General features: G+C 58.9%; 10 protein-coding genes, 1 tRNA gene and 1 pseudogene. 5 read left to right on the top strand and 7 right to left on the bottom strand.

Translation table 11 applies throughout. The features are described from left to right. Positions 1 to 328: 328 nt before the first annotated feature. Positions 329 to 1,648 carry an OprD family porin gene (locus JFT63_RS15120; protein ID WP_198844232.1) on the bottom strand — a complete coding sequence of 440 codons (1,320 nt, stop codon included), beginning with the start codon at positions 1,646 to 1,648 and terminating at the stop codon, positions 329 to 331. A gap of 226 nt (positions 1,649 to 1,874) precedes the next feature. Here JFT63_RS15120 and JFT63_RS15115 point away from each other — a divergent pair, with 226 nt between their 5' ends. From JFT63_RS15115 to JFT63_RS30105, 3 genes and pseudogenes are all read left to right on the top strand, one after another. Next, positions 1,875 to 2,207 (top strand): DUF2790 domain-containing protein, encoded by a 333-nt coding sequence (locus tag JFT63_RS15115; protein ID WP_057701725.1) that lies wholly within the window; start codon positions 1,875 to 1,877, stop codon positions 2,205 to 2,207. Positions 2,208 to 2,312: 105 nt separating this feature from the next. Then, positions 2,313 to 3,089 (top strand): annotated as a pseudogene (locus tag JFT63_RS30110) (PAS domain-containing protein); the annotation flags it as partial. 12 nt (positions 3,090 to 3,101) lie between these two features. Further along, positions 3,102 to 3,629 carry a methyl-accepting chemotaxis protein gene (locus JFT63_RS30105; protein ID WP_442963716.1) on the top strand — a complete coding sequence of 176 codons (528 nt, stop codon included), beginning with the start codon at positions 3,102 to 3,104 and terminating at the stop codon, positions 3,627 to 3,629. A gap of 153 nt (positions 3,630 to 3,782) precedes the next feature. Here JFT63_RS30105 and JFT63_RS15105 read toward each other — a convergent pair whose 3' ends face one another. The 6 genes from JFT63_RS15105 to JFT63_RS15080 all read right to left on the bottom strand — a co-directional run bounded on the left by JFT63_RS15105 (position 3,783) and on the right by JFT63_RS15080 (position 9,127). Then, on the bottom strand, positions 3,783 to 4,019 hold the full coding sequence (locus JFT63_RS15105; RefSeq protein WP_003188310.1) for a hypothetical protein: 237 nt from the start codon (positions 4,017 to 4,019) through the stop codon (positions 3,783 to 3,785). Between the two features lie 446 nt (positions 4,020 to 4,465). Next, on the bottom strand, positions 4,466 to 5,275 hold the full coding sequence (locus JFT63_RS15100; RefSeq protein WP_198844231.1) for an AraC family transcriptional regulator: 810 nt from the start codon (positions 5,273 to 5,275) through the stop codon (positions 4,466 to 4,468). A 213-nt stretch (positions 5,276 to 5,488) separates the two neighbouring features. Next, a complete protein-coding gene (gene ggt / locus JFT63_RS15095) occupies positions 5,489 to 7,318 on the bottom strand; it encodes a gamma-glutamyltransferase (RefSeq protein ID WP_198844230.1) in 1,830 nt (609 codons plus the stop codon). Between the two features lie 36 nt (positions 7,319 to 7,354). After that, the gene (locus JFT63_RS15090; protein WP_186559340.1) at positions 7,355 to 8,134 is read right to left on the bottom strand and encodes a PhzF family phenazine biosynthesis protein; all 780 of its coding nucleotides are present in this window, start codon (positions 8,132 to 8,134) and stop codon (positions 7,355 to 7,357) included. 127 nt (positions 8,135 to 8,261) lie between these two features. After that, positions 8,262 to 8,338, bottom strand: a tRNA-Met gene (locus JFT63_RS15085). 237 nt (positions 8,339 to 8,575) lie between these two features. Beyond that, on the bottom strand, positions 8,576 to 9,127 hold the full coding sequence (locus JFT63_RS15080) for an RNA polymerase sigma factor (protein ID WP_057701719.1): 552 nt from the start codon (positions 9,125 to 9,127) through the stop codon (positions 8,576 to 8,578). Between the two features lie 263 nt (positions 9,128 to 9,390). On the opposite strand from JFT63_RS15080, the gene JFT63_RS15075 reads away from it, so the two are divergent. Continuing rightward, on the top strand, positions 9,391 to 10,455 hold the full coding sequence (locus JFT63_RS15075; RefSeq protein ID WP_198844229.1) for a TyeA family type III secretion system gatekeeper subunit: 1,065 nt from the start codon (positions 9,391 to 9,393) through the stop codon (positions 10,453 to 10,455). Next, on the top strand, positions 10,452 to 12,545 hold the full coding sequence (gene sctV, locus JFT63_RS15070; RefSeq protein WP_057701717.1) for a type III secretion system export apparatus subunit SctV: 2,094 nt from the start codon (positions 10,452 to 10,454) through the stop codon (positions 12,543 to 12,545). The genes JFT63_RS15075 and sctV overlap by 4 nt, the downstream gene beginning before the upstream one ends.

The raw sequence follows: 12,545 nt of genomic DNA, 5'->3' as shown, positions 1-12,545 counted from the left end.
CCTCTTGAATGATGGAGAGAAGGCGCCCATGTCCTTATGGCGGCGGTTATTGAAGTGGGAAAAGTCTGAAGGCTAAAGTAGCTTTAGGGTCAACTGCGACCATCGGTCGCATAACCCTGCGCACAAAAAAAACGCCCCAAGCGGGGCGTTAAAAATTCATCTCTTTCCAAAGGAGCTACACAACAGCTTCAGAGATGAACGTGCTCGGTGAATAAGTTGACGCGAGTATAGAAAGTTGAACTTAACGAGAAGCTGAGGCCAATATTACAATTTTGATAATCGGCTATTTGTGAACAGATGTTAGTTAATCGCGAGCGAATGTAAGGCGTCATAGCACGGCCAGTGGATATTCGGCGATCAAGCGAACTTCTTCCAGGTCGGACTCAAAGGCACTGGAGCGCACGGTGGCCTGGCGCAAGCGCAGGGACAAATCCTTGAAACGCCCATTTTGCACCACGTACTTGGCCTCGATATCCCGTTCCCAACGGCGTTGATCGGTCAGCGGGTTACCCGCCGCATCGCGCCGCATATACACGGCGTTGGCGTTGCTGTAGTCGGCGCCGGTGCCTTTGCCGTAGCGGGTCATGAACGACAGGCCTGGAATGCCGAACGCCTGCATGTCCAGGTCGTAGCGCACCATCCATGAGCGCTCCTTGGGCGAGTTGAAGTCGCTGTACTGGATCGAGTTATTGAGGAAGATCGAATCAGACTGGCGCAAGTAGTCGAAGTCGTCGTCGCCATTGTTGCGCTGGTGCGACACCGCCACGCTGTGGGCGCCGACCTTGACCCCCAGCCTGGCGCTCCAGATGGTGTTGTCGAACTCGCCGAGCTGTTTGCTGCCTTCGTCCACCGCCTTGTAGACGTTGAAATCGCCGAACAGTGACACCTCGTCGGTCAGCGCATAATTGGCGTTGCTGCCCAAATAGTACTGATTCCAGGCATCTTTCAAACGGCTGCTGTAGAGGCTGACGCTCAGGTGTTTATTGAATTGATAGTCACCGCCGACATAGCCCACCCAGGGTGAGTCGACCTTGCCCGCATAGAACGTCGCAAAGCCGTTGTTCATCCCGCTTTCATTGGGCTGGCTCATGCCGCTCAAGCGTCCGCCTTGCAGGCTCAGGCCTTCCAGGCTGGTGTTTCGCACGGTGAAACCGCGAAAGCTTTGCGGCAATACCCGTGAATCGCCGTACGCCACAACAGGCGTCAGCGGGAATACATCGCCGGCCTTGATTACCGTATCCAATACCCGCAGTTTCGCCGCGCCGCCGAGTTTGCTGTAGCTGTTTTCGGGCTGATTGGCGCTGTCCACCGGCAACACACCGAACGAGCCCTTGCCGCCGCTGCGGCCGGCACCGGAGTCGAGCTTGAGCCCCAACATGGCAAACGCATCCAGACCAAACCCCACGGTGCCTTGGGTAAAACCGGATTCAAACTGGCTGATCAGCCCTTGCGCCCAGGCTTCGGAATAGCCGTTACCGGTGGGGCTGGATTGGCTCTTGCGATCGTCGCGGTTGAAGTAAAAAGTGCGCGCCAGTACGTTCAGGCTGCTGCCTTCGATAAAGCCTTCGGGCTTTTCCTGCTCTGCGGCCACGGCCAGGGGCAAGGCGGCCATCAGTGAAAAGGGAAGGGTGTAGTGACGAATATTCATGATGCGCTCCTCGGTGATGGCAGTTATCGGCTTCTTATAGAGGCGGGCATTCTTATTGATCTGGCCCGGGCTGATAGTTGCAAACGGCGGATAACAGTGGCATTGCATGAAGATTACGATTCTGGAAACTAACGGCCCTCTAACAAATACGTAATGTTTTGGTGAACCTGGCGTCAGGGTTGATTGATTAGTCTCGACACTTAACTTTTATGTCGAGGACTTGGTCATGAACTTTTATAAAGTGGGTTTGGGCGTATTAACGGCGGTCTTGTCCTTCGGTGTACTGGCCGAAGGCGGAGGGGATCGCACCTTTGCCCTGATGATGGAGCGCAACGAGAAAGCCATGGCTGCCTACGCGATCAAAAAAGGCAAGGCTGTGCCCCAGGTGCAGACCTATCGCTACGGCATGGACCTGGACATCGCCAAGGTGGTCAACGTGACGCCGCCGATCCGCTCGTGCAATGCGGTGCCGTCGCGCATGACCTATGAAGACTCCAGCGGCAAGCTCAATACCCTGGAATATCAAGTCATGGGTGTGTGCCGATTCAATGGGGGCTGATGGGGCTGAAAATATAGTTCGACTTGAGTCCCGAGCCCTCTTCAGAAAACTGCGCCAGCGCCGATGCAGGTTAGTACGCCCACCTCACTTGCCTAATGGTGCCCCATGTTCAACACCCGCCTGAAGCAGGAGCTGACCGCTCTGCGCGAAGAATTGTCGAGCTTGCTACAGGTGAAAGAGAGCCTGGAAAGCGAAATGCTCTGCCTGACGCTGGACGCCGAGGGCCGGGTGGAGTGGGCGAATGCCAACTTCCTGGAGGAACTGGCCTATTCACTGAGTGAGATTGTGGGGCGTGCAATCGAAGACCTGGTACCGGCCCATGTACGCCAGGACGAGTTCCAGTTGCGCTTCAAGCACGCGCTGGCCCGTGGCGAACACTTTGCCGGGGCCGTGCGCCTGATGCGTGGCAATGGCAAGGAGGCGTGGTTGCGTTCGATCGTGCAACCGGTGCGCAGTTCGGAAGGGCGCATCAAGCATTTTTCGATTTTTTCCAGCGACCTCACCCGTACCATCGAGAGCTCGCGTGAACATGAAAACCTGATCACCGCGCTGATGCGTTCCACCGCGCTGATCGAGTTCGACCTGGACGGCAACGTGCTCACCGCCAACGACCGCTTCCTCAGCAGCATGGGGTACAGCCTGGCGCAGATTCAGGGTAAACATCACCGTATGTTCTGCGAGCCGCAGGAATACAACAGCCCCGAGTACCAGCAGTTCTGGAAGCGCCTGAACGCCGGTGAGTTCGTGGCGGCGCGCTTCAAGCGTGTCGACAGCCATGGCCGCCTGGTATGGCTGGAAGCCACCTATAACCCGGTGCTGGACGCCAATGAACGGCTGTACAAAGTGGTCAAGTTCGCCACGGTCATCACCGACCAGGTCAACCGCGAGCAGGCGGTGGCCGAAGCCGCCAACATTGCCTACAGCACCTCCCTGCAAACCGACGACAGCGCCCAGCGCGGCACCACCGTGGTCACCCAGGCGGTGGACGTGATGCGCGACCTGGCCCAGCACATGCAACAGGCCGGTGAGGGTATTGAGGCGCTGAATGCCCAGTCCCAAGTGATCGGCAGCATCGTCAAGACTATCAGTGGCATTGCCGAGCAGACCAACCTGCTGGCGCTCAACGCCGCCATTGAAGCCGCACGCGCCGGTGAACAGGGGCGTGGCTTTGCGGTGGTGGCCGATGAAGTACGGCAACTGGCGTCACGCACCAGCAAAGCCACCGAGGAAATTGTCGGCGTAGTGCGCCAGAACCAGGACATGGCCCGCGATGCGGTTGCGCTGATGGCCGACGGCCGCCTGCAAGCCGAACAAGGCCTGGCCCTGGCGGCCGAGGCGGGCACGGTGATTGTGGAGATTCAGGACGGTGCGCAAAAAGTGGTGAGTGCGGTCGGGCAGTTTGCCAATCAGTTGTCGAGCTAAAGAGCACGTTCGGACACCAAACTCGATTTTGGCGACAACAGAACCCAAATGTGGGAGCTGGCTTGCCTGCGATAGCATCACCTCGGTGTACCTGATGTACCGAGGTGTCTGCATCGCAGGCAAGCCAGCTCCCACATTGGTTTTGTAGTGTTTTCAGGTTCTCGGCATGCACTCGATAGTGCGGTTTACCACGGTCTTGGCCATCTCCAGCAAGTGCCACGCGGCATGGATTCTGGCGCGGTCATGGGGTTGCAGGTGATCGCAGCAGTCCCACACCGTGGCCGATGCGCTGTTGATCAGATGGGAAATGTAGAGTTGAGCGTCTTCGAAGCTGAGCTCTTCGTTGACGACTAGGCAATCCATGGGTGGATCGGGAAGTGCTTTGGTCATGGTGTAACTCCTATTAACTCAAAGGAGCCGACCCGTCGCGACTAAACGTTGGGTGGCGGCTGTACGCAGGTTAGTCGACCGGCAAATAGGCAAAGTCCGGCGCACCCGAGGGCGCCCTGCGCACAGCCACCATAAAACCTCATGGAGGACCATGCGCCTATTAAATCCGAGCGACTAAACCCGATCACTGAAAAGGCAGTGACGGACCGAAGACTAGCCATCGATTCCAACAGGCACAAGGTGGCAAGGATTGTCTCGGAAACGTCCTGCAATTTAAAGGGACACGGCTTGCTGGCCCTTTACAAACCATGACCAAATGCCAGCAACACCACCTCATCCAACTGTGGGAGCTGGCTTGCCTGCGATAGCGGTGTGCCTGATACACCGAGGTGTCTGCATCGCAGGCAAGCCAGCTCCCACAGTTTGAACGTATTCCAACCCAGCACTCAGCGTCCGAGCATCTTCACCCAGCGCGAGGGCGGCATACCGTAAGTGCTGCGAAATTGCCGGGTCATGTGGCTTTGGTCGGTGAAACCTGCGGTCATCGCCGCATCCACCAGCGATTGGCCCTGGGCCAGCAAGTGACGCACCAGATCCAACCGGCGCATGGTCAGGTAGCGGTAGGGGCTGGTGCCGAATAGCAGACGAAAATCCCGCGATAACGCCCAGCGGTCGCGGCCGGCATGGTCGGCTATTTCATCCAGGGTGATGCTGCGGCCCAGGGCGCTGTGGATAAATTCACGGGCGCGTTCGGCGGCTACGTAGTCGAAGGCTTTGCGGCTGACAACCGCACCGGATGCCTCGCTCAGCGCCTGAGCCAGGTCGAACATGGCGTCCTGCTCTTGCATCGGGTCAATCGGGCAATCCAGGCTTTGCAGCAACAATTCGCTGGCGCGGTGCAGCCGAGGGTCGGTGGACAAGCCGCCGGGAATGAAAGGCAAGGGTTTGCCGCCGAGGATCTGCTGGATCAACGCCGGCTCCACATAAATCATCCGGTACTTGAAGCCTTCGTCGCTGCCGGCGCGACCGTCATGAATTTCATCCGGGTGAATCACCATGGTGGTGCCGGGCATACTGTGGGTCATGCCGCCGCGATAATGAAAACTCTGCACGCCGAACAACGTGCGCCCGATGGCGTAAGTGTCATGGCGATGGGGGTCGAATGCGAAACCGGCAAAGTACGCCTCGATGCGGTCCAGGCCGCTGGCGTGCGGGGCGCGGTGCAGCCAGTCGAGGGAGTGGGTGGGTTTGCCCATGGTGACTTGTCACAGATAGAGGTGGGAACACGTTAACCGAGTCTGCCGCGGTTGTCTGCTCGGGGTCTTGTACGATTGTGCAGGTGTTGGGCGGCGCAGATTGCTAACGAAACGCAGCGGATCGTCAATCGAGCAAAAACCGTGATCCACGCCGGGGAGGGCATTGAGGTTATGGGTTTTGTGCATCGTGCATTCTCCTTTGATCAAAACACCTTAATCGCCCAACGCCTCACCCTCACGCCGTGGGTCCGCACCGCCGCTCAGTATCACCTTGCCCTGGGCATCCCGCGTGCGCACGATGGCCTGGACGCCACTGGTCATATCGATCTCGCTCAGGGCATGGCCCTTGTCCTTGAGCGCTTGTTTGAGCGCAGGGCTGAACAGGCCGGTTTCCAACTCAGTGGCGCCATTGCGGCTGCCGAAATTCGGCAGGCTGATGGCCGCTTGCGGGTCGAGCTGCCAGTCGAGCATGGCGACCAGGGATTTACTCACGTACTCGATGATCTGCGAACCGCCCGGGGAACCCACGGTGGCCAGCAACTCACCACTGTTGCGATCGAACACCAGGGTCGGCGCCATGGCCGAGCGCGGGCGCTTGCCGGGCTGCACGCGGTTGGCCACCGGCTGGCCGTTTTCTTCGGGGATGAATGAGAAATCGGTCATCTGATTGTTGAGCAAAAAGCCCTGGACCATCACGTGGGAGCCGAACGCTGCTTCCACAGTGGTGGTCATCGACACGGCGCCGCCCTGGTCGTCCACCGCCACCACTTGCGAGGTGGAGATGCGCAGCGGCGAACGATCCGGTGCATACGCCACTTGCACGCCCGCCGGTTGGCCAGGCTTGGCGATCCCCATGCTGCGCTCGCCGATCAGCGCGGCGCGCTGAGCCAGGTAATTGGGGGCGACGAGGCCAGCAACGGGCACGGGAGTGAAGTCAGCGTCGGCCACGTACAGTGCGCGATCGGCAAAGGCCAGGCGCCCGGCTTCGGCGATCAGGTGCACGGCCTCGGGCGTTGGTTCAAGCCCGGCCGGCGAGGCACTCTTGACCGGCGTCATCGGTGCAATCGCCAGGCGTGGGTCGCGGGCCTGGAGCGCCTGCAAGGTGCCCAGGATCTGCGCCACGGCAATGCCGCCTGAGGAGGGTGGCGGCATCCCGCAGATTTTCCATTGCTTGTAGTCGGTACACAGCGGCGCGCGTTCCTTGGCGTTGTAGCCCTTGAGATCGGCTACGGACAAGCTGCCGGCATTGTGATTGCCCTGTACCTTGCGGGCGATCTCATCGGCAATCGGCCCGTGGTACAGCGCATCCGGCCCCTCCTTGGCGATGCGCTTGAACACCGCGGCCAGCGCAGGGTTTTTCAACAGCGTGCCGGTGGCTTTTGGCGAACCATCGGCATTCAAAAAGTACGCCGCCATCTCGGGCGATTGCGCGATAAAGCGATCCGCCGCGATCAAGCTGTGCAAGCGCGGTGAAATGGCAAAGCCCTGCTCCGACAGGCGGATCGCCGGTTCGAACAGCTTGGCCCATTGCAGATGGCCGCTCTTGTTGTGCGCCATGTGCAGTGCGCGCAATACCCCGGGCGTGCCCACGGAGCGCCCGCCAATCTGCGCGTCGGTGAAAGCCATCGGCGTGCCGTCGGCCTTGAGGAACAAGCGCTCGGTCGCCCCCGCCGGTGCGGTTTCGCGACCGTCGTAGGCCTGCACGTTTTTGCCATCCCACAACATGATGAACGCACCGCCACCAATGCCGGAAGACTGTGGCTCCACCAGGGTCAGCACCGCTTGCATGGCAATCGCCGCGTCGATGGCCGAACCGCCTTGGCGCAACATCTCGCGTCCGGCTTCGGCGGCCAACGGGTTGGCGGCGGCAGCCATATGGCGCTCGGCGTGGCGGGTGCTCAGGTCCGTGCGATAGCCCGAACCCAGCTCCGGTGCCGGTGGTTGTTCGGTGACGGACGTGTGGCAGGCCGCCAGGGCCAGGGCTGCTGCGATGACCGTCAACTGACGGCGGGAAGTCAAAAACACGCGCTGAACTCCGTTCATTTTGAGAATGATCTGTTGTCCTTCCGGTACTGGGTTTTACAGGTAAATCGTACCTTGCATGTACAGCACCGCCTTGCCGGAGATAATCACGCGGTCGCCCTTGAGTTCACAGCGCAACTGGCCCTTGCGCTGGCCACCTTGCTCGGCGGTCAATTGCGACTTGCCCAGGCGCTCGGCCCAGAACGGTGCCAGCGAAGTGTGCGCCGAACCGGTGACCGGGTCTTCATTGACACCCACATTCGGGCCGAACCAGCGTGAGACAAAATCAAACTGTGTGCTCTTGGCGGTGACTGCGATCCCGCGTTTGGGCAGGCCCTTGAGCCGTGCGAAATCCGGAGTCAGTGCCGCCACCTGCGCTTCATTTTCCACCAGCACGATGTAGTCGTCGGTGCCGAACACCTCGGCAGTTTCAATGCCCAGTGCGCTCAACATCCCCGCCGGTGGTTCGCAGCGTTCAGGCTGTTTGGCCGGGAAATCCATCGCCAATTCGTCGCCATTGCGCGTCACCCGCAATTCGCCGCTACGTGTGGCAAAGCGCAGCACTTGCGGCGCATCTTCCAACATATGGATCAACACCCACGCCGCCGCCAACGTGGCATGGCCGCACAGGTCTACTTCAACTTCCGGGGTGAGCCAGCGCAGCTCGTAGAACTCGCCACGGGGCACAAAAAACGCGGTTTCCGAGAGGTTGTTTTCAGCCGCGATACTTTGCAGTTGTTCGTCGGGCAGCCATTCGGCAAGTGGGCACACCGCCGCCGGGTTGCCGCCGAAGGGGTGCTGGCTGAAAGCGTCGACTTGGTAGATGTCCAGTTTCATCGGGGCACTCCGCATTTTAGGGAGGCTGGACACTAACAGTGGGGGTGGGGGGCGTCAAAATACAGTTGGGGAGTTTTTTACGCTCATAAAAAAACGGCTTACCTTTCGGTAAGCCGTTTTTAGTACTTGGTGGCTACACAGGGACTTGAACCCCGGACCCCAGCATTATGAATGCTATGCTCTAACCAACTGAGCTATGTAGCCAAGTGGCGCGCATTATTCGCTCGGAACGGCAATGCGTCAAGCCTTTTTGTTGAAAATTTTTCTACGCTTTCAACTGTTTAACCGAAAACGGCGGTTTTGGCGACGGGCGGCGGCGGACGCGCTCTGTAGCAATGGTGAGATACAGAGCCGTAGCGTCTTGGAAAGTGTCTTTGAGGCTATGCCTGACAGTGTTGGGCAGATATCCCTGTCGCCCAACGCTTGCAAGGCTAATTCAGCTTAGCGGTACAGGTGCGTGTGTGTGACGCGCTTGAGCTGTTCGCGCGCCCGTGACAGCCGCGAGCGCACGGTGCCGATAGGGATGTCCAGCACGTCGGCGGTGTCCTGATAGCTACCATCGGTTTCCAGTGAGGCGTAAAGCGTCCTGCGCATTTCGGTGGGCAAGTGGTCAATAGCGCTCAGGGTATTTTCCAGGCGCCGGTTGATCTCAAACTCCCAGTCCAGGCTGTGGGTTTCTTCCTGGCCATGCCACAGCGATTCGTCGAATTCGCAATGGGCGGGTTTGGCATACAGGCGCCGAAAGTGATTGCGGATCAGGTTCTGCGCGATGCCGCACATCCAGGTGGTGAGCGTTGCGGTGCCGCTGAAACGTTCGCGATTACGCCAGGCTTCCAGGTAGGTCAATTGCAAAAGATCATCAGCATCTTCCGGGTTGAGCACGCGTTTATGAATGAAACGGCGAAGTTTTTTCTGTTGATCGTCTGTCAGGTGAAGCATGAATTGAGGCGAGTTACCACCAAGGTGAACTAAGGCTTCAATAGGGATATTCATGATTTTTTCCTTAAGGTAGACGCAGTCGAAACGTATCGACAGGAACCCGATTGCACTGCTTGTGCCAAACAGAAAAAATCACGTAACTACTTAATTTATATATATAAATATCTTGAATTGAAGCTTTTTTACGCAGGCTGTTGCACGTGAGGATCAGGCGCCCGTGCAAGTATTTTCAAATATGCCGTCGTTTCGAATTTCAATGGAACCGTATGGGTAGGCTTTGCCACACAGAGACACACTCTTCCGGAACTGGCCTGTCCATGAAAGTCGAATCGCGCAACGATGTGCCAACGGTCCAACGCCTGGATCAACCTGTTATCAGCAATACCACCGTGCCTGCGCCTGCGAAGGGTGTTGATGAACTGGCGCAACTGTTCAATCAGGAAGTCGTGCTCAATAAACTCCCGCTGGCTCAGCGGCAGATGGGCGTGCGCGTGCCTGCGGCGGAGCAACTGGTGCAGCTTTATGAGCAGTTGGGGCATCCGGCCCAGGCGAGCATGGCCTCGGTTTCTCGCCGCATCAGAATGCAGTTACTCAAAGACGCCAGCGTCGATAAATTGCTCGACCTCGCAGGCGGCGACCCGGCGCGTGCGTTCGTGGTGCTCAAGCACGTGGCGAGCCAGGCGGATGTCGAACTGCGTAAATCCGAGGCTGCCTTGGCCCGCGCAGCCATTGCCAAATTCGAGGCGCGTTTCAAAAGAGAAATCCAGGCAGGCCTGAACATTGCCGTAACCTTGCAAGCGGCCGGTGTGGACCCGCAGGAGCGCCAGGCGCTCCGTGCGCTCTACTATGCCAGCGTGGTCACGCGCCAATCGCTGGCGACCATGATGCAAGCCCTGCTGGGCGTATACGGCGGCGAGCGCTTCTATGAAGGGCTCAATGTGATGCGTAAAGCCTTGGCAGACGATATCGCGGCCCGGGTGTCATCGATGCCTACGCCACTGTTGCGCTCTTTGCTGCAGGGCCTGCGCAGTTGTGGGCAGTTGGGCACCGTGTTGGCCGATTGCCTGGCGTTTAACCAGCGACTGGACGTCGATCAGGACGCGGTTTCCCTGCTGCAGCGCCTGCTTGGGTACGCCGACAGCGGTATCGCGGCTGATGAAATCCTGCGGTTGGGGAGCGAGATGGGCAGTGGTTCGTCTTCCAGGCAACTGGCAGCGCTCAACGCGCTTTACCCTCTTATCCGGCAGATGCCGCTGGCCTTATGGTCTGACGATAGAGTCCGTGAGGAAACCTTGTTCAGGTTTGTCGCGGTGATGGACGAGCTGAACCGGATCGACGGGGGGACCCAGCGTTTTCCTGAGTTGCCGGGGGCTATGACGTGACCCTGTTGTCGACCATCAACGGCTTGCTGCTCAAAGTGGCACAGCGCGCTGAAGTGCTGGGCGCTGTGGTGGTCATGGCCATTGTGTTTATTTTTATCGTGCCACTGCCGACCTGGCTGGTAGATATTCTGATTGCGCTCAATATCTGCATATCCTGCCTGCTGATCGTTCTGGCGCTTTATCTCCCAGGCCCTCTGGCGTTCTCGTCGTTCCCGTCGATCCTGTTGCTGACCACCATGTTTCGTTTGGCGCTGTCGATTGCGACCACGCGCTTGATCCTGCTGGAACAGGACGCCGGTGACATCGTCGAGGCCTTCGGCAATTTCGTGGTGGGCGGAAACCTGGCGGTCGGGATGGTGATCTTTCTGATCCTGACCCTGGTCAACTTCCTGGTGATCACCAAGGGCTCGGAGCGGGTTGCCGAGGTGGCGGCGCGGTTTAGCCTGGATGCGATGCCCGGCAAACAGATGTCCATCGATAGCGACCTGCGTGCAGGGCTGATTGACGGCATGCAAGCGAGAGACAAGCGTGAGCAGTTGTCGCGCGAGAGCCAACTGTTCGGGGCCATGGACGGGGCCATGAAGTTCGTCAAAGGCGACGCCATCGCCGGCTTGATCATCGTCGTGGTCAACCTGTTGGGCGGCTTCTCCACGGGCATGTTCCAGCACGGTTTGAGCGCAGGCGATTCGATGGCCTTGTATTCGGTACTGACGATCGGCGATGGCCTGATTGCACAGATTCCGGCGCTGCTGATCTCGTTGACTGCCGGCATGATCATCACCCGAGTTGCACCGGATGGACGCAAAGGCGTCAGTAACATGGGCGTCGAAATTGCCCGGCAAATGACCAGCGAGCCCAAGAGTTGGGTGATTGCCTCGGTGGGAATGCTTGCGTTTGCCATGGTTCCCGGCATGCCAACCCTGGTATTTATCTTGATCGCGCTGATCACCGGCAGCGTGGGTTACTACCTGGTGCGTCAGCGTCAACAGCAGGCAGAGCCTTCCAGCGAGGCCGCTGAAGTGGTTCGCCCTGAAGAGAACGGCAAAGAGGACCTGCGCGGCTTTGACCCGTCGCGCCCTTACCTGTTGCAGTTTTCCCCCGTGCTGCGTGGCACGCCTGAAGTGACGAATTTGATTCACGGGATTCGCCAGGCGCGAAATTCACTGGTCGCCAATATTGGCCTGACGTTGCCGCCGTTCGAAGTCGAACTGGATGACTCACTGGCCCCCGATGAGATGCGCTTTTGTGTGCATGAAGTCCCCATGGTCAGGGCGTCGGTGGTCAATCATGTGGCCGTTGAACGCAAGGCGCTTGAGGTTGAGCCTGAGCACGCCATCGCCGGGCTGGTTGAGCGCGATGAACAGGATTGGCTCTGGTTGGCCCCTGACGATCCGCTGCTTGATGATCCGCAACTGGAGCGCTTCACCGCCACAAGCCTGATTCTGGAGCGTATGAGGAAGGCGATGATGCTCAGCGGGCCACAGTTCCTGGGGATTCAGGAGAGCAAGTCGATCCTGAGTTGGCTTGAGCATAACCAGCCGGAACTGGTGCAGGAGCTGCAGCGCATCATGCCGCTGTCGCGTTTTTCTGCGGTATTGCAACGCCTGGCCAGTGAAGGTGTCCCGCTGCGGGCGGTGCGCTTGATTGTCGAATCGCTGATCGAGTACGGACAGCATGAGCGTGAACCGGAAGCCCTGGCCGACTATGCACGCATTGCGCTCAAGGCGCAGATCTATCACCAGTACAGCGAGGCCGACGGCCTGCATGCCTGGCTGTTGTCTCCACAGAGCGAAAACATCCTGCGCGAAGCCCTGCGCCAGACCCAGACCGGGGTGTTCTTCGCGTTGGACCAGGACCACAGCGCGGCGTTTATCAACCTGCTCAATCAGGCCTTTACCTTAAGGGCCAAGAGCAAAAGCGTGATGTTGGTGGCGCAGGACTTGCGCAGCCCCTTGCGGACCTTATTGCTCGAAGAGTTCAACCATGTACCGGTGCTGTCTTTCGCTGAGTTGGGAAGCACGTCCAGGGTCAAGGTATTGGGGCGCATTGACCTCGGTCAGGAAGCATTAATGCGTGGTGCAGCGGCATGA

The organism is Pseudomonas sp. MF7453 (genome assembly GCF_016405455.1).
Taxonomy (GTDB): domain Bacteria; phylum Pseudomonadota; class Gammaproteobacteria; order Pseudomonadales; family Pseudomonadaceae; genus Aquipseudomonas; species Aquipseudomonas paralactis.
Note: the sequence above shows the minus strand (reverse complement) of the source record. Positions and strands in the feature narration are given on the sequence as shown.